The following is a 23,023-nucleotide window of genomic DNA, read 5'->3' on the forward strand; positions in this document are numbered from 1 at the left end:
CCCGCCGGAGGCGCCCGCATTTTCGACCGGGCTCAGACCTCGGGGGCCATCAACTCCGTTTCGGCGCCATCCTTAATTCCGGTATAGAAACAGCTACGCCGATTGGTGTGGCAGGCGGGTCCCGTCTGTTCGACCAGAATCAGAAGACAATCCCGGTCACAATCCACCCGCATCTCGACCAATTCCTGCACATGGCCCGAGGTTTCGCCCTTTACCCAGAAGGCCTGCCGCGAACGCGACCAGTAGGTGACGCGTCCCGTCTCAAGCGTCCGCGCCACGGCGTCCGCATTCATCCAGGCCAGCATCAGCACCTTGCCCGATACATGGTCCTGCGCAATCGCCGGAATCAGGCCGTGGTCGTCATAGACCAAGGTCGCAGGATCAAAACGCATCGCACTGCCTTTGCAAAAGCCACTGGTTCCGCCTATCTAGGTGGGATTACGGCCCGAGGAAAGTCATGAGCGATACCGATCTCATCAAGCTCTACTCACAGCGCATCCTCGCGCTGGCGGCCGACATTCCGTATATGAAGCGCCTTGAGAACCCGACGGCAACGGTCCGCAAGCGCTCTCCGCTCTGCGGGTCGACCGTTACGGTGGACATCGTTGTGCGGGATGGCAAGATCGCGGAATACGGACAGGACGTGAAGGCCTGCGCTCTCGGTCAGGCGTCTGCCGCGCTCTCCGGCGCGGTCATGATCGGCCGCACGAAGGCCGAAGTCGAACGCGCCCGCGACGAATTGCGCGCTATGCTGAAGGAAAACGGTCCCGTCCCATCTGCGCCCTTCGAGGGTTACGAGGCCCTGACGCCCGCGCGCGACTTCAAGAACCGTCACGCCTCGATTCTTCTGGCGCTCGAAGCAACGGCAGAGGCGATGGCCGAGGCTGAAGCCGCCGCCTGATGGTCCCGTAAGGTGGGTTTACGACCACCTTACTTCCTGAGATTGAATGGCCCGATATTCTAACTGAAAAAAACCGCCGCACTCCAATTGGAGGCGGCGGCAGGAAGCGATTTCCGATGTCCGGACGCGGGGCTCGGGGGAGCCGGGGATTTGGGACAGGCGTATTCCGGGCGGAGAACCGCGAGGCAGGTAACTGTTAGGGCATTTCGGAGAAACGCCGCAGGATCAGATCAGGCTCGGCAGGTGCAGCCCGATGATCAGCATCATCACGAGGGAAAGGAGACCGGCGGCATCCTGTGCAATCGTCCCGCGTGCCCGGATCAGAACGGATTTCAGATCGGTTTTCATCTTGCCACCTTCCTCTTCACCTCTGTTGCTGATTTGTTCTCACATCCTGAACGTGATGTAAAGAACTTTTTAAGAACATTTGAGAACGAGAAGAGAACGATGGTTAACCGACCGAGATCAGGCGGATCGCCCGGTCCTGCTCCATCAGCCACAAAAGCACCCGCGCCGCCTGCCCGCGCGGGCTCTCCAGCTTCGGGTCGTCAGACAGGAGCTTGCGCGCGTCCGTTTGCGCCACGGCCATCAGCGCCGATTGCCGTTCCAGATCGGCCACGCGGAATTTCGGCAGGCCCGACTGTGCCGTTCCGATCAGGTCGCCTGCCCCCCGCATCGCCAGATCTTCCTCGGCGATACGAAACCCGTCTTCGGTCTCTCGCAGGATCGAGAGCCGACGCTCCGCGCCCTCGTTGAGCGGCGGCTGATACATCAGAAGGCAGGTCGATTCCTCCGCCCCCCGCCCGACCCGGCCGCGAAGCTGGTGAAGTTGCGCGAGACCGAAAATCTCTGCCCGCTCGATCACCATTATCGAGGCATTGGGCACGTTCACACCGACCTCGATCACGGTCGTAGCGACCAGCACCTTGGTCTGTCCCTGCACGAAGGCCGCCATCGCGGCATCCTTCTCGGCCGGTGGCATTTGGCCGTGGACCAGACCGACGACTCGCTCGCCCATTGTCGCACGCAGGGCCTTGAACCGTTCCTCGGCCGCCGTCAAATCGACCAGTTCGCTTTCATCGACAAGAGGGCAGACCCAGTAGGCCTGCCGCCCTTCGGCCACCGCCTGCCTCAGATGCCCGACCACCTCTTCATAACGTCCGGCCGAGATCAGCGCCGTCTTCACGGGCTTCCGACCAGCAGGCTTTTCGTCCAGCACGGAGACATCCATATCGCCGTATTGCGCAAGCGAAAGCGACCGTGGGATAGGTGTTGCCGTCATCACCAGAACATCCGCGGCTGTCCCCTTGGCGCCGAGTTCCATGCGTTGCGCCACGCCGAAGCGGTGCTGTTCGTCGACGATGGCAAGGCGCAGGTCGTGAAATTCGACATCCTTCTGAAAGACCGCATGCGTGCCGACGAGGATATGGATGTCACCTGCCGCCAGCGCCTTCAGTTTGGCCACCCGTTCCGCACCCTTGTCGCGGCCCGTAAGGATTTCAAGCACCACACCCGCATCCTCGGCCAAGGGCCGCAGCCCTTCCAGATGCTGGCGGGCAAGGATCTCGGTGGGCGCCATCATCACCCCCTGCCCGCCTGTCTCGACTGCGATCAGAAGTGCCATGAAGGCCACGAGCGTCTTACCCGACCCTACATCGCCCTGCAGCAAGCGGCTCATCCGCTTGTCAGAGGCCATATCTGCGGCAATCTCGGCAATCGCGCGGGTCTGCGCACCGGTCGGCGCATAGGGAAGCGCGGCCAGAACCTTATTCTGCAGGACCCCGGTCCCGATACTCTCCCGCCCTTTGCCGCGCCGCATGGACATTCGGGCTAGCGCGAGAGTCAGTTGATGCGCGAAGAGTTCGTCATAGGCCATCCGCTGCCGTGCAGGCGCTTCTGCGGTGATGTCGGTCAGGGTCTCCGGCGCGTGCGCGGCGCGGACGGCATCGGCCCAGCCCGGCCATTTCTCGCGCGCCAAAAGGCCGGGGTCGATCCAGTCCTCCAACTCGGGCAGGCGCGTCAGCGCCGAGAGCGCCGCCTTCTGGATCGCGCGCTGCGTCACCCCGGCAGTCAGCGGATAGACGGGTTCGTATGCGGGCAAGTCCCCTGCCTCTTCGGGACGCAGGATATGATCGGGATGGGGCATCTGCGCCAGACCGTCGAAGAGTTCAATCTTGCCCGAAATCAGCCGCCTTTGCCCGGTCGGCAATTGCTTTTGCAGCCAGTCGCCCTTGGCGTGAAAGAAGACGAGCTGAAACTCTGTCTCCGCGTCGCGCACGAAGACCCGGGCCGGGCCGCCCTTGCGGCGGGGGGGTACATGTGCGCCGACCTCGACCTCGACCGTCACCGTCGATGGCAGGGCCGCGCCCTTGATCGTCTTTCGTGGACGGCGGTCGATCACCGCGTATGGCAGGGTAAAAAGCAGGTCACGTGGGCGCTCGACCTCCAGCTGCGCGAAATGCTTCGCTGTCTTCGGCCCGACGCCGTCTAGCGTCTCAAGCTCCGCGAATAACGGGAAGAGGACGGCGGGGCGGCTCATGCGCCGATCAGCCTCAGCCAGGCATCCTCGTCGATCATCTCGATGCCCAGCGCCTCGGCTTGCTTGGCCTTCGACCCGGCCCCCGGCCCCGCCACGACAAGGTCGGTCTTGGCCGAGACCGAGCCCGACACCTTGGCCCCCAACGCCTCGGCCCGCGCCTTGGCCTCTGCCCGCGTCATCTTTTCCAAACTGCCGGTGAAGACCACGGTCTTGCCCGCAACCGGGCTGCCTTCGGTCTTCGGCCTGTCCACATCCTGAACGTCAAGCTCGGCGACCAGCCGCTTGATGGACGCGCGCTCGGCCTCCTGATGGAATGCGTTGACCAGCGAGGCCGCCATCACGCTGCCTACGCCATCGACCGCGAGAAGGTCCGCCCATTCCGGCCCCTCGCCTATAGTAGCCGCTTTCATCGCACTTTCGAAGGCAACCCAGCTTCCATAGTGGCGCGCGATGAGGTTGGCCGAACTGTCGCCGACATGACGGATGCCGAGCGCGAAGATCAAACGGTTGAGCGATATTTTCCGTTTATCCTCAACCGCCTGAAAGAGATTGCTGACAGATTTCTCGCCAAACCCGTCGCGGTTCTTCAGCTTGGTCAGGTTCGCGGCATCTCGTCTGGCCAGAGTGAAGATATCCGCCGGTTCTTTGATCGGCAATGTGTCATCGGCATAGAACATCTCGATCTGTTTCGCACCGAGCCCTTCAATGTCGAAGGCCCCGCGCGATACGAAATGTTTCAGCTTTTCAACAGCCTGCGCCGGGCAGATGAGGCCACCGGTGCACCGACGCACTGCATCGCCCTCTTCCCGGACCGCGTCCGATCCGCATTCCGGGCATGTGTCGGGGAACCGGTAGGGCTCTGCGCCTTCGGGGCGTTTGGACAGGTCCACGTCCGCCACTTTCGGGATTACGTCACCCGCACGATAGACCTGCACCCAGTCGCCTTCGCGGATGTCCTTGCCACCCCGGATCAGGTTGCCCTTGGAGTCTCGCCCGGAGATATAGTCCTCATTGTGCAGTGTGGCGTTCGAGACGACGACGCCTCCGACCGTCACCGGAGTCAGACGCGCGACGGGGCTGAGCGCGCCCGTGCGGCCCACCTGAATCTCGATTTTTTCGAGCCGTGTCCAGGCGAGTTCGGCCGGGAACTTGTGCGCTATAGCCCAACGCGGCGTCGTAGAGCGGAAGCCGAGCCTCGCCTGCAATCCAAGATCGTTGACCTTATAGACCACACCATCGATGTCATAGCCCAAAGTTGCGCGTTTCTGTTCAATCCCGGCATAGGCCTGTATCAGGGCTTTCGGCCCATCACATTCTTGCGTGAGCGGATTAGTCTGGAAGCCCAATGCCTTCAGGCGCGCGACCGCTGCCATTTGGGTCCCAGCCAGCGGTTCGGAAAGCTCGCCCCAGCTATACGCGAAGAAGCGCAAAGGTCGCGACGCGGTGATTTTCGCGTCCAACTGGCGCAAAGACCCGGCGGCGGCATTGCGCGGATTGGCGAAGGTCTTGCCGCCGGTCTCCGCCTGCCGAGCATTGAGTGCCGCGAAATCCGCATGGCTCATATAGACCTCGCCGCGCACTTCCAGCACGTCTGGCGCGCCGGTCAGGCGTTCGGGAATATCGGCGATGGTGCGGGTATTCTCAGTGACATTCTCGCCCGTTTCGCCATCGCCGCGGGTGGCAGCCTGCATGAGAACGCCCTGTTCATAGCGAAGCGACAGTGACAGCCCGTCGATCTTCGGTTCGGCCGTATAGCTGAGCGCCGCGTCAGGGCCGAGGTTAAGATACCGCCGAATGCGGTCGTCAAAATCTTCAATGTCCTCAGGTGCGAAGGCATTTTCGAGGCTGAGCATCCTGACTGCATGGCGCACTTTGGCGAAAGTCTCGGACGGCGTTGCGCCGACATGACGGGTCGGACTGTCTTCCGATGCCAGTTCGGGAAAGCGCGCCTCGATCTCCAGAAGACGCCGCTTCAACGCATCATAATCGGCGTCGGAAATCTCGGGCGCATCCTCGGTATGATAAGCCTGATTCGCCCGTTCGACCTGAGCGGCAATGCTATGCCATTCTGTCTCGGCTTCTTTCGCGGACAACGCCCTGACCGGGCGCTCGTCGCCTTCGCCCGCCGTCTGCAGCCCCTGCCCTGCACCCGACATAAAAAACCTCCCCGAAACGTCCCCGTCAGTGTTAGGGGCAGCGTCCGGAGAGGTCCAGTCTTCGTGTCATCATGCCTGCCTACCGTGAGTGATGTCAGGCGCCGACCGCCAGTTTGCGGCTGGTCTCCTTCGGGTTGGGTTCGCGCAGCACATAGCCCCGGCCCCAGACCGTCTCGATATAGTTCTCGCCCCCGGTGGCCTCGGCGAGCTTTTTTCTGAGTTTGCAGATGAAGACGTCGATGATCTTCAGTTCCGGCTCGTCCATACCGCCATAGAGGTGATTGAGGAACATCTCTTTCGTCAACGTCGAGCCCTTGCGGAGCGAAAGAAGCTCCAGCATCTGGTATTCCTTGCCGGTCAGATGTACGGGCGCCCCCTCGGCCTCCACCGTCTTGGCATCCAGGTTCACATTGATCTTGCCCGTCTTGATGACCGACTGGGCATGTCCCTTGGACCGACGGATGATCGCATGGATGCGCGCCACCAGTTCCTCGCGGTGAAAGGGTTTGGTCAGATAATCGTCTGCACCAAAGCCGAAGCTGCGGATCTTGTTTTCCGTATCATCCGCGCCGGTCAGAATCAGAATCGGCGTGTCGATCTTCGACAGGCGCAGCTGACGCAGGACTTCGTGCCCGTTCATGTCCGGAAGATTGAGGTCGAGAAGGATGAGATCATAGTCATAGAGCTTCGCCAGATCGATGCCTTCTTCGCCAAGATCGGTGCAATAGACGTTCAGATTGGCGTGGGTCAGCATCAACTCGATACTGCGGGACGTCGTGGGGTCGTCCTCGACCAACAGAATTCTCATCAAGCGTACTCCGCGTTAATCCCTAGATTAACCCGACCTTGGCGCAGAATGGTTAACCGCAAGTTACCAGTGCGTTCAAGGCCCAGAAATCAACCTATGGTTGACGGTATTTCTGGATTGCCGTGACTTTCAAGCCCTTTTCGCCATGGCGTTCCACCGCTGACCGCCAGAGCTCGAACTCTTCCTCGGATAACGCGTACCGGTCGAGCGCCTCTTTCAAGGGCAACAGCCCGAAGGCCACGGCCTTCACCACTTTCGCCTTGCGGCTCGCGACCCAGCGCCGCGTCTCGGCCGGCGGCAGGTCGGCCCGCGTCATGATCGTCCCATCCGGCAATGTAATGGCGCGTGGCCCGTCGATCTTTTTCAGGAACATGATCTACCCCTCGATCTTCACCCGGTGAGAACCCTGCGGCGTCAGGCTTAAGGAGGGGTGAAACCGTGGCTTGTGAGTGATTAGGATTTTCCTATATTCCTCTACATCTCCCGGAGGTCCCATGGCGCTCGACGACACACTGCCCCTGAACTCGCTTGGCTTCGCCAAATCCCCCGCCGACACGCGGGTCGTGGTGGCGATGTCGGGCGGCGTGGATTCGTCAGTCGTTGCCGCGATGCTGGCCGAGGAAGGCTATGATGTCGTAGGCGTCACCTTGCAGCTTTATGACCACGGCGCGGCTTTGGCCAAGAAAGGCGCGTGCTGCGCGGGTCAGGATATCCATGACGCCCGCCGCGTGGCCGAGGCGATGGGCTTTCCGCACTACGTCCTCGACTACGAGAACATGTTCCGCGAGGCGGTGATCGACGAATTCGCAGACGCCTATCTGGCGGGAGCGACCCCCGTGCCCTGCATCCGCTGCAATGAGCGGGTGAAATTCAAGGACCTTCTGGCGACGGCCAGGGACCTTGACGCCGACTGCATGGCGACGGGCCATTATATCCAAAGGAAGGTAGGGCCGAACGGGCCGGAACTTCATTCTGCTGCCGATCCGAACCGCGACCAGAGCTATTTCCTGTTCTCGACGACGCCTGAACAACTCGAATACCTGCGCTTTCCGCTCGGCCATCTGGCGTCCAAGGCCGAGACGCGGGCGCTTGCCGCAAAATACGGGCTTTCGGTTGCCGACAAGCCCGACAGTCAGGACATCTGCTTTGTACCGAACGGCAACTATGCCTCGGTCATCGAGAAGCTGCGGCCAGGTGCGGCCGATCCCGGTCAGATCGTGGATATGGACGGCAATGTTCTGGGCGAACACAGGGGCGTCATTCATTACACGATCGGCCAGCGACGCGGGCTCGGCATCGGCGGGCTCGTCGATCCCTTGTATGTCGTCAAGCTCGACCCCGAGACGCGCCATGTCGTCGTCGGCCCAAAAGAGGCGCTGGCGACACGGACCGTGCCCGTGCGCGAAATCAACTGGCTCGGCGACGGCCCGTTCGAAGGCCAGCCCGAACGGCAGGTTCTTGTGCGCATCCGCTCCACCCGGCCGCCGCGCCCTGCAGTGATCCGCCCGCTGTCCGCGACCGAAGCGGAAGTGGAACTGATGGATCCCGAGGAAGGCGTGAGCCCCGGTCAGGCCTGTGTCTTCTATGAAGATGGCACCAGCCGCATTCTCGGCGGCGGGTGGATCTGGCGCGGCGCAGCGTGAGGCCTTTTCTGTAAGGTGGGTTTAAACCCACCTTACCCGATCCCGCCGGAGGCTCACATTCCCGGGAACCACGCCTTCGTGCAGAGAACGTGATCGCGCTTTTCCTTAGGCTGATCCCATCTGCCAAGGAGGATCGAGATGACCCGTGATATGAACCGCCGTGCACTCCTGAAAGGGTCCGCACTGACGCTGGTCGCGGCGCCCTTCGCCGGGGCCGCCCAAGCGGCCGTCGTACCCGGACAGGACGCCTTTGAATATGAGGTCACGCGCAGTGATGACGACTGGCGCGCGCGGCTTGATGAGAACGAGTACACGGTCCTGCGCCTGGGCGGCACTGAAGAACCGAAATCGAACCCGCTCTGGAACGAAATGCGCGCGGGCAGATATGCCTGCAAGGGTTGCGACCTGCCGGTTTACGAATCCATGTGGAAGGTCGAAGTCGACAAGGGCTGGGCCTTCTTTCGGCAATCAGTGCCGAACGCGCTTTTGATGAATATCGACTGGCCTGCCGATACGGGCGTCGACCCGGTTTTTGCCCGGTTCACGACGATCGAGGCGCATTGCCGCCGCTGCGGCAGCCATATGGGGCATATCCTGCTGGTCGAGGATCAGTGCCTGCACTGCATCAACGGCACGAGCCTGGTATTCACCCCAGAAGCGGCGTGAGCCCTCTCAGCCGTCACCGAGAGCGCGCAGCACGGACCGCGCGGCGCGCCGGCCCGGTGCCTCCGCCCCACGGCCCAGCCGGTCCATCGTCAGTTCCATCGCATTCAGCTGCGCCTCGCGGTCGCTTTCGCCAGCCAGAAGCCGGGCGAGCGCGGCGCTGATCGGGCCGGGCTGGCAGGCAGGACCGAGAAATTCGGGCACGGTCCGCGTCTCGGAGACGATATTGACCAGCGTCACCGTGTCGATCAGCGCGGCACGTTTCATCATCCACCAGGTCAGCCGGTTAAAATCATGGGCGATGACCATTGGCACCCGGTTCGCGGCAAGTTCCAGGCTGACTGTGCCCGAGGCAGCAAGCGCCAGATCGGCGGCCGCGAAGGCCGCACGTTTTTCCGCCGCGTCCTCTATCACCAGAGGCGTGATCTTCCAGCGCGCCGTCATCCCGCGCACAAGGGGCGCCACCCCGCGCACGGTCGGGATGACCACGCGCAGGCCGGGTTCACGGTCGCGGAGCCGCGCGATCGCTTCTTCGAAACGAGGGGCAAGCCTCGTGACCTCCCCCTTGCGCGATCCCGGCAGGCAGAGGAGGAGCGGTTGATCCGGCCCGATCGCCTGCGCTTCGCGAAATGCGGCCGCGTCGGCCCCGGTTGCCCGCGCCTCGGCCACGACAGGGTGGCCCACGAAATCGCAGGTCATGCCAGCCGCTTCCATATAAGGCGGCTCGAACGGAAAAAGTGCCAGCACATGGTCGATGACCTCGGCCATCTTCGCGGCCCGTCCGGGCCGCCAGGCCCAGACCGTGGGGGCGACATAGTGTATGGTCTTCTGATCGGGGTTGGCGGCGCGGACCAGTCGCGCGACGCGCAGGCAGAAGTCGGGGCTGTCGATAGTGATCAACGCGTCAGGCGCGATCCCTTCGACCCGCGCCGCCGTCTCGGCGATCCGGCGCTTTAGATGGCGGTACTTCGGCAGGACCTCCATGATGCCCATGACCGATAACTCTTCCATCGGGAAAAGGCTGGTCAGCCCCTCGGCCTCCATCTTCGGCCCGCCGACCCCGTGGAATTCCACCCCGGGCGCCAGGGCCTTAAGCCCCGACATCAGTGCGGCGCCAAGGCTGTCGCCCGAAGCCTCACCCGCAATAAGAAAGAGCTTCATGGCTCGCGTGCCCAGAGGAAGAGCCCAGCCGTCTCTGCCGCCGCGATCATCGCCTCACGGTCGATGAGGATTACGCCACCCGCCTCCCAGACGATCCCAGCGAGACCGGCCTTTGCAACCGCTGCAACTGTCGCGGGACCGAGTGTCGGCAGATCGACGCGGCGATCCTGACCCGGCTTCGGCGCTTTGTAAAAGACGCCGCGGGCACCGTTCGGATCTGGCCGCAGCCGCCCTGCATGCTCGGCAACGAAAGCCAGCATCGCATCGGTTCCCGGCAAAGCCTCCACGGCAATGCAGAGCCCCTGCGCGACCACCGCCCCCTGTCCGATATCCAGAGGCCCGATGCCCGCTACGATCTCTGCTGCGCGCGCCGCGTCACGGCGATCGTTATCGCAGGGCGCACCAGTGATCACGCCCGCACCCGGAACGAGGTCTGGGCTGATGTCACTCACCCCGACAACAGTGAAATCCCAGTCCTCGAAGATCGCGATGACTTCGCGCAGCAGCCAGTCGTCACCTTTCTGGAATGCGCCCAGAAGCCGGGGCACAAGCGTGGCAGTGCGGGCATCTATCAGTTCAGGGTCGATCTGCGGGCGGCGCAGGGCACCAGCAAAGACGACGCGGGTGACGCCCTCGCGCGCGAGATGATCGAGGAAGGGGGCAAGCCGTTCGATCCGGTAGCGGACAGGATCAGCACCGGGAATGTCCGAAGGGAACCCCTCCATCTCTGCAATGATATGCGCCTCACCCGACGCCTTCAGCGCGGCGGCGAGACGGACCGGCAGACCGCCCTGTCCGGCAATGAGTGCGGTCCTTGTCATCGTGGCGTGAGGAAGGAGCGGTCGGAGGGCCCCAGGATGAAATCCAGCACCTCGCGAACGAGTTCGCTATCGGTGCCTGCCTCGGCGCGCACGCGCGCGGTTTCGCGGAACGTACCCTTCCCCAATTCCCCGATCAAATCACGAAGAGCCGCGATATCGGCACGACCCGCCCCACGTCGTTTCAGCCCGACAACATTCAGCCCGTCGAGCGTGCCGCGCGGCCCCTGAACGAGCCCGTGCGGAATGACATCAGCCGTGACCATGGTCACAGCACCGATCATCGCGCCCCTCCCGATGCGGACGAATTGATGCACGCCGGAAAGACCGCCGACGATAACCTCGTCTTCCAGCACGCAGTGGCCGGCAAGGGCCACGTTGTTAACAAGGATCACCCTGTTGCCGATCTGGCAGTCATGGGCGACATGGCAGCCGGTCATAAAAAGCCCGTCATCGCCGATCCGCGTGACCCCGCCACCACCTTCGGTGCCGGTATTCATCGTCACACCTTCGCGGATGCGGTTGCGTTTGCCGATGATCAGTCTTGTCTTCTCACCCTTGAACTTAAGGTCCTGCGGCACCTCGCCGAGCGTCGAGAAGGGAAAAACTTCTGTCTCATCACCGATCTCAGTCTGGCCGGTGACGATCGCATGGCTCTTCAGTTCAACCGCGCGACCCAGCGCAACCTCGCCGCCGACAACGCAGAAGGGACCGATCCGGCAGTCCGGGCCGATCACGGCCCCCGGTTCGATAACAGCCGATGGATGGATCGCAGCGCTCCCGGCGATGGTCATCGGGTCAGTCCCGAAGATCCATCATCGCCGCGATGTCGGCCTCACAGGCCAGCTCGCTGCCAACCTTTGCCGCACCATGAAATTTCCAGATCTTGCCGCCGCCGCGCTTGACCGTCATGTGCAGCTCCAGAACGTCACCGGGCACGACCATACGACGGAACTTGCAGCCGTCGATGGAGAGAAAATAGGTCAGAAGATCGCGACCGACTACATCCATCGAAATTCCGACGAGAACCGCTGCAGCCTGCGCCATCGCTTCGACAATGGTTACGCCGGGCATGATCGGCTTGGCGGGAAAATGACCCTGGAAATGCGGCTCGTTGAACGTGACGTTCTTGATGCCGGTGCAACGCTCGTTCGGGACAATGTCAACCACCTTGTCAATCAGCAAGAACGGATATCGATGCGGGATGATCCGCTGAATCAGATGGATATCGGCCTCGGTGATTGGCGTTGCGGTCATGCGTTTCTCTCCCAGCGGGGCGTGTCAGTCAGGTCTTGCTAACAACTCGGTTACACACTGGCAAGCAGCAGCGCTCAGTCGCCGTTTGTGGAGCCGGGATCTGACTGTAAGGCGTCAGGTGCGGCGACATCATCCCCGGCGCCAAGTTCCGTGTCGATACGCTCAATCAGGATATCGGTGATGTCGATCGCTTCTGCGGCCAGAAAGATTGCCCGTGAATCGAGCACCGCAACCGCTCCCCGGCTGCGAACAACATCGCCGATCACAGGAAAGGCCGCTGCAAGGAATCGCTGGCGCTCAGTCTCCTGCAGGCGACCTATAGCACGGAGTTTTGCGTCCTGGGTCTGGCGGATCTCGGTCACTTTGGCATCGAAAGCATCGGCAGCTGCCCTGAATGCTTCGGGCGTCATCGTCGCGCGACGGTCGGTCAATGCCCGCTCCTCGACGGTCAGTTCCCCTTCGATCTGCCGGTTCTCCAAGGCCAGTTCGGTGGAACGCGCCTCAATGCGTTCCGCCGCACGTTTGCCCCATAGGGATTCGGAAAAAAGCCGTTCCTGATCAAGCGTTACAATCGGACTTGGTACGGGCGACACCGTTTCCTGCGCGGCCGCGCGGCCGAACCCAGCCGCAAGCGCCAGAACCACCAGCGCCGCCAACACCCCGCGCATCAGAAGCGCGTCGAAACGGTCAAGTCGAAGTTCTGCTCCTTATCGTAGCTTTCCTTTTGCAACGCTTTGGAGAAGTTGAACCGCAAGGGACCGAGTGGGGTATCCCAGAAGATCGAAACACCAATCACACTCCGAAGTTTGAGGTCGTCATCGATTGAACCGCTGAGATTGTCATCCAACCCCCAGACCGAACCGACATCGGCGAAAAGACCACCGGTGATGCCATATTCTTCGGGCAGACCGAGCGGGAATTCTGCCTCGAAACGCGCTACTGCGAAGAAGTTGCCGCCGAGGGCATCTTCGTTCGCCACCGTAAGATCGCGCGGGCCGATACCATTCGGTTCGAAACCCCGAATCTTGCCGTTGCCGGTGAAGCGGTCGAGCAATCGGCTGTCGCCATTGGTCGTCACAACTGCACCGCCTTCAAGCTCTGCCCGAAGCGTGACCTCTTCGCGGAACGCCTTCTGCTGGTAGGATGCAAGCGCATTTGTGGTAACACTTTGAATGTCGCCACCGACGCCTGCGAAGTCCTGACCGAATCTGAGCCGGAACGATCGGTTCGGGTCGAGTCCGCCAATGCGGGTGTCATATGTATAGGCGTAGCCGAGTGAGCTCGTGATCTGGGCGCCCAGCGCTTCCTCATTCTTAAGCAATGTCGAGGAATTCGCATCTACATCGAACAAGTCGTCCTGCGAGATGCTGTACCGCAGTTCCAACCGCCCGAACTCGCTGATCGGGAACTCAATCGATGGCGAGAACCCAATGCGTTGAGTTGAATAATCCGAGTTGTCGTTTTCCGTAGTGTTGTAATAACCGGTGAAACGAAAACGCAGATCCCGGTCGAGGAAAGCCGGTTCGATGAAGGTGATTGAACTGTTCTTGTTGTCGGTACCCGCCGTCAGGTTGAGACTCACGAACTGGCCGCGACCAAGGAAGTTCGCTTCGGACAGACCGATATTGAAGCCAACACCATTCGATACCGAATAGCTTGCACCGAAGGTCAGCGACCCGGTCGGCTTCTCCTCCACATTGACGTCGACAATCACCTGATCCGAGGCGGTGCCCTGACGTGCGTCGACCTCTGCCGTTTCAAAGAAATCAAGCGCTCGGATCCGTTCCGCACCCTCACGGATTTCGCGCGGATTGAACGGGTCGCCTTCGACCGTCTTGAACTGACGGCGGATCACCTTGTCGAGGGTCGTCGCATTACCCTCGATATCAATACGCTCGACGAAAACCCGTGGCCCCTTGGTCAGTGCAAAGACCACATCCAGAGTCTGTTCACGTTCATTCCGGGTAATACGCGGAACGACCGCCATGAAGTTGACGCCCTGCTTAAGCGCAACCGCTTCGAGACGATCGATGTTGTTGTCGATCAGGTTCGGTGAGTAGGTTAGGCCGGAGCGAAGCCGCACCGCCTTTGCGTATTCCTCGACATCGACGCCGTCATATTCACTGACGGTGCTGACGTTACCGAACTTATAGCTCAACCCCTCGCGCACCGCGAAAGTGAGGAAGAAAGCGTCGCGTTCCTGCGAGAACTCGCGCGAAACAGAAAGGACCTGAAAGTCTATAAACCCACGCGAACGGTAGAAATCGGTTAATAGCTGCTTGTCGAACTCGACCCTGTCCGCGATGAAGGTATCGCGCTGAATGATGTTACGCAGCAGACCGGCTTGCTTGGTTTCAAGCACCTGGCGCAGACGACGGTCCGAATAGGCGCGGTTGCCGGTAAAGGACAGCCGCTCGATCTCGGTCACCCGGCCTTCGCGGATTTCAAACACCAGATCAACGCGGTTGCCGTCGCGTTCGATGATCCGCGGCTCGACCCGGGCGGCCAGTCGGCCAGCTAGGGCATAGGCCTCAGTGATCGCCGCGGCATCGGCTTCGGCCTGCAGTGTCGAGTAGACGCGCCGGGACTGCGATTTGATGACGCCCGCAAGCTGTTCGTCCTTGATGCGCTTGTTGCCCTCGTAGGAAACGGTATTGATCGTAGGGTTTTCCACCACCCGGATGACCAGCGTGCCGCCAGAGGGCACAACGTCAACGCTTTTGAATAGACCCGAGGCATTCAACCGCTGAACCGCATCATTGAGCGCGCCCGCGGTGACGCTTTCGCCTTGGGCGATTCCAGCGAATTTCACGATTGTGGCCGGTTCAATATGCTCGTTCCCTTCGACCACAATCCGCGAAAACGCATAGTTCTGCGCCGTCGCCGCAGTGAAGAAAAGACCGAAAAGTATTGTGAAAAAAACAAAAAGTGCCGCCTTTGCACGACCTGCAAGAACATTGCTTGCACCCAGTACGCCCTGCCCGTCCGACACCATGATCTGCCCCCTGGATGAATGCCACTATCTTTGGAAACGTGACTACCGATAAAGCAGATGCTTGTCAAAAGCGACGGCGCGCCACCGAGTGGGGCGCGCCGTAAAAACTTCGGTGCTGGAGGAACAGAGCCCTCAGCGAATGAAATGCTGCTCGTGCTTCTGGATCTGGGACAGTTCGGCGCCGATCATTGCACCGCCAGCGAGCCCGACCACAATCGCAAGAGGTATGAGAATCCGGTCAAGGCCAAGATCCATCATCAGAGAAAAGCTCCGATATCCATTCTGGATCAGTTGCATCGTCCTAGGCCTCCCGGCGGTTCACGGTTGCCAAACAAGCTAGGTTTGGAATGTGGCGGTTTTGCGGCTTATTCGCGGTGACAAGACGCCGTTTGCGCAATTCAGACGCAGAACAGGTCGTTGCTCAGGCCGAATGCCATCAGCGCCAGCACCAGCGTCAGACCGATGGCCATGGCAACGTTCATCACTTTGTCCGATGGCGGACGTCCGAATGCCCATTCATAGGCATGGAAGACCAGATGGCCACCATCGAGAACCGGGATGGGGAACAGATTCAAAAGTCCGATCGCCGTCGAGAGCGCCGCTACAAGCCATATGAACGACGACAACCCGGCGCTTGCGGCCGTGCTGGTTGCCTGGGCGATGGCGATCGGTCCATTGATATTGCAGCTGGAAATCTTGCCACCCACGACGCTGCCGATGCCGATGAACGTCCCTTCGATCACGCGGTAGGTCTGCATCACCCCAATTCGCGCCGCCTCGGTCAGGCCGGGAAGGCGCGTCATCGGCTCGAAGACATAGCCCGAACTGAAGCCAATCAGATAACCGGTTTCCAGACCACCATCGTCGGCCTCTACCGGTCGTGGGCGTGGTTTAAGGCGGGCTTCAAGGATTTCACCTGCACGCCACACGGTCAGCGTCACCTCCTGCCCGCCGCCCGAACGGATCAGGCTTTGGACATCGGAAAACCGCGGCGTGGGCATTCCATCAACGGCGGTGATGACGTCACCGATCATCAGCCCGGCATCCTGCGCGGCGCTCTTGGGCTGGATGCCACCGATCATCGGCGGGATCAATGTCGGTCCAGTCACCGTTACCTCTGCCCCGTCTCGCAGCACAAGGTAGTCTACCGTATCGCTAGGGGGCAGCGTATCGACCACTTTGTTCAGCGCCTCATAGTCTGGCGTTTCATGTCCGTTCACCTTGAGAATGCGGTCCCCCGGGGCCAAGCCGTTTTCCACAGGCACAGGCATCAGCGCGGCGATCTCGGGCCGGTCGGTGGCAAGGCCGGTTGCAAAAGGCATTGCTGCGAAGATCAGGAAGGACAAAACAAAATTGAAAAATGGGCCTGCAAAAACGGTCGCCGCGCGGGCCCAAAGGGGGGCACCGTGCATCGTGTGGCGACGTTCTTCGTTCGAAAGTCGTGACATCGTATCGACATCTGCACCCGCCGAGGCCGCATTGGCATCACCGAGGAACTTCACGTATCCGCCGAAGGGGATCGCGGCCACCTGCCAGCGGGTGCCGCGCTTGTCGATGCGCGACCAGAGCCTGGGACCAAAACCGAGCGAGAAAACCTCGGCATGAATACCCGACCAGCGCCCGACGATGTAATGGCCATATTCGTGAACTGCCACGATGATCGACAGCGCGACGAGGAAGGCGCCGACGGTCTGCAAGGTATCAAGAGCGGAAGCCAGAAGGCCGGGAAAATCCAAGGTCACGTCCTCTGCATATCTTTAATCACTTCAACAGTCATGCGGCGCGCGGTGCGATCCGCATCCAGAACCATATCGAGGCTCGTGGCCGGTTTGCCAAGCCCCGTATCCCGCGAAAGCCGTTCCAGCACGTCCTCGACCACGTCGGCCATCTTGGTGAAACCGATGCGACCGTCAATGAAGGCATCAAGCGCAGCCTCCTTCGATGCGTTGAACGCCGCGCCACTCAGCCCGCCCGCCGCCATCACCTCGCGCGCGAGGCGCAACGCGGGATAGCGCGCCGGGTCGGGGGCCGAAAAGCTCAGTTGCCCGATCTTCGCGAGGTTCAGCCGCGACACCGGCAGATGATTGCGTTCGGGCCAGTTCAGCGCATAGCCAATCGCGTGGCGCATATCCGGCGCCCCAAGATGGCCGATAACGCCGCCGTCCCGGAAACCGACAAGCGCATGGACGAGGGATTCCGGATGAACGAGAACTTCGATCCGTTCAGGTTCGATACCGAAGAATTCGTGGGTTTCGATGATCTCCAGCGCCTTGTTGAACATCGACGCGGAATCGATAGTGATCCGCTGTCCCATCGCCCAGTTGGGGTGGGTGGAGGCCTCTGCCACCGTTGCCGTCGCCAGCCGTTCGAGCGGCCAATCGCGAAAGGCGCCGCCCGAGGCGGTGATGGTGATCGCTTCCACCGCCTCCATTTCTTCGCCGACCAAAGCTTGAAAAACCGCCGAATGTTCACTGTCCACCGGCAGGATACGGGCACCATGGGCGCGCGCCTCGGCCATCAGCAAAGGCCCGGCGGTCACGAGGCTTTCCTTGTTGGCCAAGGCCAGAGTGCCACCATGCGACAGGGCACGGAATCCGGGCGCAAGACCGGCGGCACCGACGATACCGGACATGATCCAGTCAACGGGGCGGTCGGCCGCTTCCAAAAGGGCATTCTGCCCGGCCGCAGCGACAGTACCAGAACCCTGAAGCGCGGCTTTCAGGTCGGGCAGCAAAGCGTCGTCTGCGATAACCGCGACCTCGGCTTTCAGTGCCTTGGCCTGTTCAGCCAATCGCGCGACATTCCTGCCACCGGTCAGGGCAACCGTCCGGTAGGCCTGCGCCCCACCCTGCCGCATCAGAAGGTCAAAGGTGCTTTCGCCGATGGAACCTGTGGCGCCGAAAACCGATACGCTGCGCATCGGCTCAGAACCGGACGACGGGGACCGGCGTGAGCTGGGCCACAAGCAGCATGAACAAGGCCGCCCCCAAAAGCCCGTCGAACCGGTCCATCAGCCCGCCATGGCCCGGGATGAGGCGCGAACTATCTTTGACGCCCGAGCGCCGCTTGATCGCGCTTTCGGCGATATCGCCAAGCTGCGAGGCAAAGGCCAGAAGTGCCGAAATCCAGATCAGGTCTCGCCCGGCGGTCGAGATTTGCAGGAAGATGAGGCCGACGATGGCCGCCGCGATCCATCCCGCGGCAGTGCCCGACCAGGTCTTCTTGGGGCTGAAACGCGGCCAGAATTTCGGGCCCCCGATGATGCGGCCCGCAAAATACCCGGCAATGTCTGTCACGACGACGACAAGGATCAGCCAGAGAAGCCAGAGCATTCCGTAGCCTTCGCGGAAAGCGACGAGCCCGTAGCAGGCGATCATGATCGCAATCGAATAAATGCCATAATCGACCCGCATCGGTCGGCCCGGCCGCACCAGACCGACGATCGTCGGCAGCGCCAAAAGCGGCAGCAGGAACGGATCACGGGTATAAAGCACGATTGTCAGGGCAACAGCGGCCAACACGGCGAGCATCACGGCCTCGGACGGGCGCCCCCGGTCGGTCATCGCCGCCAGTTCCCAGACCATAAGCGCACCTGCAACGATGGCCAGTGCTGCAAACCACGGCCCACCGAGCCAGACCAGAAGCAACCCGCCAAGCGCCATCGCCGCGCCCGAGATCAGGCGCGGCGCGAGGTCGCCCCATTTACCGGATGCATCGCTCATGCGCTCAGCGCGCCGCCGTAACGGCGTTCACGGTCGGTGAAGCGGGCCATGATCGCTTCAAGCTCAGCCGGGGTGAAATCGGGCCAGAGCGTATCGGTGAACTCGTATTCCGAATACGCCGACTGCCAAAGCAGGTAGTTCGAGATCCGCGTCTCGCCCGAAGTGCGGATCACAAGATCAGGGTCCGGCAGGTCATGGGTGTCAAGGCGGGCTTCGATCGCGGCCTCATCGACCTCATCAGGGGCCAGACGACCTGCGGCGACATCCTCGGCCACCTTCTTCGCCGCGCGCGCCAGTTCGTCCCGGCCGCCATAGTTGATGGCGACGGTCAGATGCAGCCGGTCGTTGTCCTTCGTCCGCTCCTCAATCCCGGCCATCAGCTTTTGCAGCTTCTTGTCGAGCCGCGACCGCTCACCAATAAAGCGCAGCCGCACACCCTCAGCCGAAAGCCGTTCGGCTTCCGACTGGATGTAGCGGGCGAAGATCGTCATCAGGCCGATGACCTCTTCGGTCGAACGCTTCCAGTTTTCCGTCGAAAAGGCGTAAAGCGTGAGATAGCGGATACCGAGCCCGGGCGCCGCCTCGACGATGGTGCGGACACGTTCCGCCCCCCGACGGTGGCCAACAAGACGCGGCCAGCCCCGGCTGGTTGCCCAGCGGCCGTTGCCATCCATGATGATGGCGACATGCGCCGGAACGCTGCCCGTGATGTCCTTCGCGGCCATCGGCCTGCCCTTTCCGCCCCCGGGACCTGCCGGTCCTCAGACCTGCATGATCTCCGCCTGCTTCTCTTCCAGCGCCTTGTCGACAAGCGCGATGTGCCGGTCGGTCATGGCCTGAACTTCGTCATGCCAGAACTTCTGGTCATCCTCGCTCATGCCGTCACCCTTGGCCTTCTTGATCTGGTCCATGCCGTCACGGCGCACATTGCGAATCGCTACACGAGCATTTTCGGCATATTGTGCCGCAACTTTGGTCAATTCGCGGCGGCGTTCCTCGTTTAGCTCCGGAATCGGCAACATTATGATCGTGCCATTAAGCTGTGGATTGATGCCAAGCCCGCTTTCGCGGATCGCCTTTTCAACCTTGCTCACGAGCCCCTTGTCCCAGACGTTGATCGTGACCATGCGCGGTTCCGGCACGTTGATCGTGCCGACCTGGTTGATCGGTGTCATCGCGCCATAGGCGTCAACCATCACCGGCTCCACCATCGTGGCCGAGGCGCGACCCGTTCTCAGCGTGCCGAATTCGTGGCGAAGCGCGCCCATCGCGCCGTCCATACGGCGCTCAAGGTCATCAGTGTCGATCTCAATATCGTCGGACATGGGGTATTCCGTCTTGTGCTCGTTAATCTTTTCGTTTTGCGCCCTTTAGCACGAAACCGCGCCGGAAGGGTAGAATTTCAACCGCCAACCAGCGTGTAGGTTCCGTCACCCGACAGGATGCCGCGGAAACCGCCCGGCTCATCCAGCGAAAAGACGATGATCGGCAGGTGGTTGTCACGGGCAAGCGCGATGGCCGAAGCATCCATGACGCCAAGGTGCTTTTGCAGCACCTCGTCATAGCTGACCTTGTCATAGCGCTTGGCGTCGGCGTGCTTGACCGGGTCCTTGTCATAGACCCCGTCCACCTTGGTGCCCTTGAAGATCGCCTCGCAGCTCATCTCATTGGCGCGGAGCGTCGCGGCGGTGTCGGTGGTGAAATAAGGGTTGCCGGTGCCGGCGGCGAAGATACAGACCCGCTTTTTCTCAAGGTGGCGGACCGCGCGGCGGCGGATATAGGGTTCGCAGACCTGATCCATCGGAATGGCGCTGATCACACGGGTATGGATGCCCAGCGCCTCAAGGGCTGCCTGCATCGCAAGCGCGTTCATCACGGTGGCCAACATGCCCATGTAGTCGGCCGTCGTCCGCTCCATCCCCTGTGCGGAGCCTTGCAGGCCCCGAAAGATGTTGCCACCGCCGATGACCATGCAAATCTCGACACCGAGGTCGTGAACCGATTTCACTTCCGCCGCGATGCGGTTGACGGTCGGGGGATGCAGACCATAGCCCTGATCGCCCATCAGGGCCTCGCCGGAGATTTTCAGAAGAACGCGTTTATAGGTGACTTTCGGTTCCTGTGACGCGTCCATGCTCTGCTTCCCTTGCCGCCCCGTTCGATCGCGCGCAAAATGGAGGAAATCGGCGGCGGGTTCAACCGGGCTCGGGCGGAAAGTCCGGCCGGAATTTGCCTGCGGCACAAGGGCACATGAGCATCGGCAGGCAAGGCACTGGATTTTATAAAGAACATAGACTCAGAGAGACCTGTCGTGATCGCCGGGGCGACCGCTTCAGGCAAATCTGCACTGGCGCTAGAAATCGCCCGGACGCAGGGCGGCGTGATCGTCAATGCCGACGCATTGCAGGTCTGGTCCTGCTGGCGGGTATTGTCGGCCCGACCCAGCGCCGAGGAAGAGGCCGAGGCACCGCATCTGCTCTACGGTCATCTGCCACGAGATGCGGATTATTCGGTGGGCCACTGGCTGCGTGAGGTCGAACCGATCCTGAAAGGCCCGGAACGGCCGGTTATCGTCGGTGGAACCGGCCTTTACCTGACCGCGCTGACCGAAGGGCTGGCCGACATTCCCGCCATACCGGCAGAGATTAGAGCCGAGGCGGACCGACGTCTCGCAAGCGCCGGGCATGAGGCGATGCGGGCCGAGTTGGACGCAGCAACCGCAGCCCGCATCGACCGGCAAAACCCTGCCCGCATCCAGAGGGCGTGGGAAGTGTTGCGGGCAACCGGTCGGGGATTGATCGAATGGCAGGCTGAGACGGGCGCGCCGCTCCTGCCGCTCAGGGACTGTACCGCGCTTGTTCTCGATGCCGACCGCGACTGGCTGGCCAAGCGGATCGACCGGAGGTTCGAATTGATGGTCGAGGCGGGCGCTGTGGATGAAGTCCGGGCTGTCCTGCCGTACTGGTCCCCCTCCTCTCTCTGGGCCAAAGCCATCGGCGCGCCGGAACTGATCAGCCATCTCAGGGGAGAGATCACACTGCGAGACGCGATAACGGCAGCGCAGGCCTCCAGCCGCCAGTATGCAAAACGCCAGCGCAGCTGGTTCCGGGGCAGAATGCGGGGCTGGCAGCGGATCGTTCGCCCGTGACCGGTCGGCCACGCACCGCCGACAGCACTGTGTTCCGGACATTTTCCCTTGGGTTTCCGAATCGGCCCGCATAGACTCCCGTCGCCCGGGCCCTGAACCGATTGCAACCAAGTGGTCGACAACACCGCGACCGGATCTTGAGGATTTGTCCTGTGAAACTCTTCACCGGCACGCCACTGTCGAAATTCTCCGACCCGTCGGCGAAGCGGGACGCGCGCGGTGGCAATGACAATCCGGATAAAACGGCTGTCTCTGCAACGAGCCCTGCCGAGAAGACCTCAAAGCTGCGTATCGTCCCAATTCCACGTCTTGCCGCTGGCGGACGCTGGCGGGTCGAGGCGATGCGGTCCTATTCCGAACCGCTTCTGCTGTGGTTCACGCGGGGTCAGGGCCGCATCACGGTCAATGGAGTCACTCGCGGTTACGGCGCACATAATGCGATCTTTATCCCTGCCGGTGTCATGCATGGCTATGATGTCGGCAGCCAAAGCTATGGTACGGCTGTCTTCTTCGGGCGTGGCACCGACCTTTCCCTGCCCGGCACGGCCCATCATCTGCGCATACGCGATGTCGGGCCGCAGGCCGAGCTTTCCGGCCTGATCGACAACGTCCAGCGGGAACTGGACAGTGGCAAACCAGGCGCAGAACGAGCCGCGCATCACCATCTCGGCCTTCTCGGCGTTTGGCTTGAACGGCAGGTGGAGATTGCCAAGGCGGATGCAAAAAAACCCGGCGCGGCAGCCCGTCTTGCCGCGCGCTATACCGAACTGCTCGAACGCGACTTCCGTAGCGGCAAAGGCGTTGCAGAATACGCGCGCGAATTGGGTGTAACGCCGACCCACCTGACGCGCGTCTGCAATCAAAGCTGTGGCCGCTCCGCTTCGGACCTGCTGCACGACCGGGTGATCTTCGAGGCGCGCATTCTACTGACCGAAACCCGCATGCCGATCTCGCACGTCTCGCAAGAGCTTGGCTTTACGTCCGCTGCCTACTTTACAAGGGCATTTCAGCACCGGACCGGCAAGACTCCTACAGCGTTTCGCAAGGCTGGCTGAATACTGGTTCAGCCCGACTGAACTTTGCCGCCGAACCAACCGTCAATGTCGTAAAATCTTCGAAAGTGACGGAATCCGGCGTTGACGCAGCGACAAAAACCGGGCGCAATGCTTCGGTGAGTAATTTCGTTGCGCATGGGGGGCCGGTATCAGACCG

24 protein-coding genes are annotated in these 23,023 nt (G+C 61.6%); 5 read left to right on the plus strand and 19 right to left on the minus strand.

Annotated features, from left to right (window positions below; all coding sequences use genetic code 11):
- Positions 1-32: 32 nt before the first annotated feature.
- The gene (gene hisI, locus OEZ71_RS13555; protein WP_263740521.1) at positions 33-392 is read right to left on the minus strand and encodes a phosphoribosyl-AMP cyclohydrolase; all 360 of its coding nucleotides are present in this window, start codon (positions 390-392) and stop codon (positions 33-35) included.
- A gap of 65 nt (positions 393-457) precedes the next feature.
- On the opposite strand from hisI, the gene OEZ71_RS13560 reads away from it, so the two are divergent.
- Positions 458-901: an iron-sulfur cluster assembly scaffold protein gene (locus tag OEZ71_RS13560; protein WP_263740522.1), complete on the plus strand. Its 444-nt coding sequence runs from the start codon at positions 458-460 to the stop codon at positions 899-901.
- 225 nt (positions 902-1,126) lie between these two features.
- Here OEZ71_RS13560 and OEZ71_RS13565 read toward each other — a convergent pair whose 3' ends face one another.
- The 5 genes from OEZ71_RS13565 to sciP form a co-directional block, all read right to left on the minus strand.
- Positions 1,127-1,249 carry a hypothetical protein gene (locus OEZ71_RS13565; protein ID WP_263740523.1) on the minus strand — a complete coding sequence of 41 codons (123 nt, stop codon included), beginning with the start codon at positions 1,247-1,249 and terminating at the stop codon, positions 1,127-1,129.
- 103 nt (positions 1,250-1,352) lie between these two features.
- Positions 1,353-3,440 (minus strand): ATP-dependent DNA helicase RecG, encoded by a 2,088-nt coding sequence (recG, locus tag OEZ71_RS13570; RefSeq protein WP_263740524.1) that lies wholly within the window; start codon positions 3,438-3,440, stop codon positions 1,353-1,355.
- Positions 3,437-5,596 carry an NAD-dependent DNA ligase LigA gene (ligA, locus tag OEZ71_RS13575; protein ID WP_263740525.1) on the minus strand — a complete coding sequence of 720 codons (2,160 nt, stop codon included), beginning with the start codon at positions 5,594-5,596 and terminating at the stop codon, positions 3,437-3,439. Before ligA ends, recG begins: the two co-directional genes overlap by 4 nt.
- 94 nt (positions 5,597-5,690) lie before the next feature.
- Positions 5,691-6,404, minus strand: a complete 714-nt coding sequence (ctrA, locus tag OEZ71_RS13580) for a response regulator transcription factor CtrA (protein WP_263740526.1) — start codon at positions 6,402-6,404, stop codon at positions 5,691-5,693.
- Between the two features lie 94 nt (positions 6,405-6,498).
- The gene (gene sciP / locus OEZ71_RS13585) at positions 6,499-6,777 is read right to left on the minus strand and encodes a CtrA inhibitor SciP (protein WP_263740527.1); all 279 of its coding nucleotides are present in this window, start codon (positions 6,775-6,777) and stop codon (positions 6,499-6,501) included.
- 121 nt (positions 6,778-6,898) lie between these two features.
- Here sciP and mnmA point away from each other — a divergent pair, with 121 nt between their 5' ends.
- Together mnmA and OEZ71_RS13595 are read left to right on the plus strand one after the other, a co-directional pair.
- On the plus strand, positions 6,899-8,047 hold the full coding sequence (gene mnmA / locus OEZ71_RS13590) for a tRNA 2-thiouridine(34) synthase MnmA (protein ID WP_263740528.1): 1,149 nt from the start codon (positions 6,899-6,901) through the stop codon (positions 8,045-8,047).
- A 138-nt stretch (positions 8,048-8,185) separates the two neighbouring features.
- The gene (locus OEZ71_RS13595) at positions 8,186-8,713 is read left to right on the plus strand and encodes a peptide-methionine (R)-S-oxide reductase (protein ID WP_263740529.1); all 528 of its coding nucleotides are present in this window, start codon (positions 8,186-8,188) and stop codon (positions 8,711-8,713) included.
- Positions 8,714-8,719: 6 nt separating this feature from the next.
- Here the strand turns inward: OEZ71_RS13595 and lpxB are convergent, their stop codons facing one another.
- From lpxB to pyrH, 13 genes are all read right to left on the minus strand, one after another.
- Complete coding sequence (gene lpxB, locus OEZ71_RS13600; RefSeq protein WP_263740530.1) at positions 8,720-9,871, minus strand: lipid-A-disaccharide synthase; 1,152 nt, start codon at positions 9,869-9,871, stop codon at positions 8,720-8,722.
- Complete coding sequence (locus OEZ71_RS13605) at positions 9,868-10,692, minus strand: LpxI family protein (protein WP_263740531.1); 825 nt, start codon at positions 10,690-10,692, stop codon at positions 9,868-9,870. The genes lpxB and OEZ71_RS13605 overlap by 4 nt, the downstream gene beginning before the upstream one ends.
- The gene (gene lpxA, locus OEZ71_RS13610; RefSeq protein ID WP_263740532.1) at positions 10,689-11,483 is read right to left on the minus strand and encodes an acyl-ACP--UDP-N-acetylglucosamine O-acyltransferase; all 795 of its coding nucleotides are present in this window, start codon (positions 11,481-11,483) and stop codon (positions 10,689-10,691) included. The genes OEZ71_RS13605 and lpxA overlap by 4 nt, the downstream gene beginning before the upstream one ends.
- Before the next feature lie 4 nt (positions 11,484-11,487).
- Complete coding sequence (gene fabZ, locus OEZ71_RS13615) at positions 11,488-11,946, minus strand: 3-hydroxyacyl-ACP dehydratase FabZ (RefSeq protein ID WP_263740533.1); 459 nt, start codon at positions 11,944-11,946, stop codon at positions 11,488-11,490.
- A 74-nt stretch (positions 11,947-12,020) separates the two neighbouring features.
- A complete protein-coding gene (locus OEZ71_RS13620) occupies positions 12,021-12,614 on the minus strand; it encodes an OmpH/Skp family outer membrane protein (protein ID WP_263740534.1) in 594 nt (197 codons plus the stop codon).
- Complete coding sequence (gene bamA / locus OEZ71_RS13625) at positions 12,614-14,941, minus strand: outer membrane protein assembly factor BamA (protein ID WP_263740535.1); 2,328 nt, start codon at positions 14,939-14,941, stop codon at positions 12,614-12,616. Before bamA ends, OEZ71_RS13620 begins: the two co-directional genes overlap by 1 nt.
- A 132-nt stretch (positions 14,942-15,073) precedes the next feature.
- On the minus strand, positions 15,074-15,238 hold the full coding sequence (locus tag OEZ71_RS13630; protein WP_263740536.1) for a hypothetical protein: 165 nt from the start codon (positions 15,236-15,238) through the stop codon (positions 15,074-15,076).
- 101 nt (positions 15,239-15,339) lie between these two features.
- The gene (gene rseP, locus OEZ71_RS13635; protein ID WP_263740872.1) at positions 15,340-16,677 is read right to left on the minus strand and encodes an RIP metalloprotease RseP; all 1,338 of its coding nucleotides are present in this window, start codon (positions 16,675-16,677) and stop codon (positions 15,340-15,342) included.
- A gap of 2 nt (positions 16,678-16,679) precedes the next feature.
- On the minus strand, positions 16,680-17,861 hold the full coding sequence (gene dxr / locus OEZ71_RS13640; RefSeq protein ID WP_263740537.1) for a 1-deoxy-D-xylulose-5-phosphate reductoisomerase: 1,182 nt from the start codon (positions 17,859-17,861) through the stop codon (positions 16,680-16,682).
- A 4-nt stretch (positions 17,862-17,865) separates the two neighbouring features.
- Complete coding sequence (locus OEZ71_RS13645) at positions 17,866-18,663, minus strand: phosphatidate cytidylyltransferase (protein WP_263740539.1); 798 nt, start codon at positions 18,661-18,663, stop codon at positions 17,866-17,868.
- Positions 18,660-19,388: an isoprenyl transferase gene (locus OEZ71_RS13650; RefSeq protein ID WP_263740540.1), complete on the minus strand. Its 729-nt coding sequence runs from the start codon at positions 19,386-19,388 to the stop codon at positions 18,660-18,662. The genes OEZ71_RS13645 and OEZ71_RS13650 overlap by 4 nt, the downstream gene beginning before the upstream one ends.
- A gap of 36 nt (positions 19,389-19,424) precedes the next feature.
- Complete coding sequence (gene frr / locus OEZ71_RS13655) at positions 19,425-19,988, minus strand: ribosome recycling factor (RefSeq protein ID WP_263740541.1); 564 nt, start codon at positions 19,986-19,988, stop codon at positions 19,425-19,427.
- Positions 19,989-20,065: 77 nt separating this feature from the next.
- A complete protein-coding gene (gene pyrH, locus OEZ71_RS13660) occupies positions 20,066-20,797 on the minus strand; it encodes a UMP kinase (RefSeq protein ID WP_263740542.1) in 732 nt (243 codons plus the stop codon).
- 138 nt (positions 20,798-20,935) lie between these two features.
- Between pyrH and miaA the strand changes: the two genes are divergently transcribed.
- Together miaA and OEZ71_RS13670 are read left to right on the plus strand one after the other, a co-directional pair.
- Entirely contained in the window at positions 20,936-21,811 is an 876-nt protein-coding gene (miaA, locus tag OEZ71_RS13665) for a tRNA (adenosine(37)-N6)-dimethylallyltransferase MiaA (RefSeq protein ID WP_263740873.1), read from the plus strand.
- A gap of 152 nt (positions 21,812-21,963) precedes the next feature.
- Complete coding sequence (locus tag OEZ71_RS13670; RefSeq protein WP_263740543.1) at positions 21,964-22,866, plus strand: AraC family transcriptional regulator; 903 nt, start codon at positions 21,964-21,966, stop codon at positions 22,864-22,866.
- The last annotated feature ends 157 nt before the right edge of the window (positions 22,867-23,023 follow it).

This window comes from Albidovulum litorale (genome assembly GCF_025751495.1).
In the GTDB taxonomy this organism is placed as follows: Bacteria; Pseudomonadota; Alphaproteobacteria; order Rhodobacterales; family Rhodobacteraceae; genus Albidovulum; species Albidovulum litorale.

Bases quoted from the DNA above. Each gene is read 5' to 3' on its own strand.
- hisI (WP_263740521.1), bottom strand. From the start codon at position 392: ATGCGTTTTGATCCTGCGACCTTGGTCTATGACGACCACGGCCTGATT.
- OEZ71_RS13560 (WP_263740522.1), top strand. From the start codon at position 458: ATGAGCGATACCGATCTCATCAAGCTCTACTCACAGCGCATCCTCGCG.
- OEZ71_RS13565 (WP_263740523.1), bottom strand. From the start codon at position 1,249: ATGAAAACCGATCTGAAATCCGTTCTGATCCGGGCACGCGGGACGATT.
- recG (WP_263740524.1), bottom strand. From the start codon at position 3,440: ATGAGCCGCCCCGCCGTCCTCTTCCCGTTATTCGCGGAGCTTGAGACG.
- ligA (WP_263740525.1), bottom strand. From the start codon at position 5,596: ATGTCGGGTGCAGGGCAGGGGCTGCAGACGGCGGGCGAAGGCGACGAG.
- ctrA (WP_263740526.1), bottom strand. From the start codon at position 6,404: ATGAGAATTCTGTTGGTCGAGGACGACCCCACGACGTCCCGCAGTATC.
- sciP (WP_263740527.1), bottom strand. From the start codon at position 6,777: ATGTTCCTGAAAAAGATCGACGGGCCACGCGCCATTACATTGCCGGAT.
- mnmA (WP_263740528.1), top strand. From the start codon at position 6,899: ATGGCGCTCGACGACACACTGCCCCTGAACTCGCTTGGCTTCGCCAAA.
- OEZ71_RS13595 (WP_263740529.1), top strand. From the start codon at position 8,186: ATGACCCGTGATATGAACCGCCGTGCACTCCTGAAAGGGTCCGCACTG.
- lpxB (WP_263740530.1), bottom strand. From the start codon at position 9,871: ATGAAGCTCTTTCTTATTGCGGGTGAGGCTTCGGGCGACAGCCTTGGC.
- OEZ71_RS13605 (WP_263740531.1), bottom strand. From the start codon at position 10,692: ATGACAAGGACCGCACTCATTGCCGGACAGGGCGGTCTGCCGGTCCGT.
- lpxA (WP_263740532.1), bottom strand. From the start codon at position 11,483: ATGACCATCGCCGGGAGCGCTGCGATCCATCCATCGGCTGTTATCGAA.
- fabZ (WP_263740533.1), bottom strand. From the start codon at position 11,946: ATGACCGCAACGCCAATCACCGAGGCCGATATCCATCTGATTCAGCGG.
- OEZ71_RS13620 (WP_263740534.1), bottom strand. From the start codon at position 12,614: ATGCGCGGGGTGTTGGCGGCGCTGGTGGTTCTGGCGCTTGCGGCTGGG.
- bamA (WP_263740535.1), bottom strand. From the start codon at position 14,941: ATGGTGTCGGACGGGCAGGGCGTACTGGGTGCAAGCAATGTTCTTGCA.
- OEZ71_RS13630 (WP_263740536.1), bottom strand. From the start codon at position 15,238: ATGCAACTGATCCAGAATGGATATCGGAGCTTTTCTCTGATGATGGAT.
- dxr (WP_263740537.1), bottom strand. From the start codon at position 17,861: ATGCGCAGCGTATCGGTTTTCGGCGCCACAGGTTCCATCGGCGAAAGC.
- OEZ71_RS13645 (WP_263740539.1), bottom strand. From the start codon at position 18,663: ATGAGCGATGCATCCGGTAAATGGGGCGACCTCGCGCCGCGCCTGATC.
- OEZ71_RS13650 (WP_263740540.1), bottom strand. From the start codon at position 19,388: ATGGCCGCGAAGGACATCACGGGCAGCGTTCCGGCGCATGTCGCCATC.
- frr (WP_263740541.1), bottom strand. From the start codon at position 19,988: ATGTCCGACGATATTGAGATCGACACTGATGACCTTGAGCGCCGTATG.
- pyrH (WP_263740542.1), bottom strand. From the start codon at position 20,797: ATGGACGCGTCACAGGAACCGAAAGTCACCTATAAACGCGTTCTTCTG.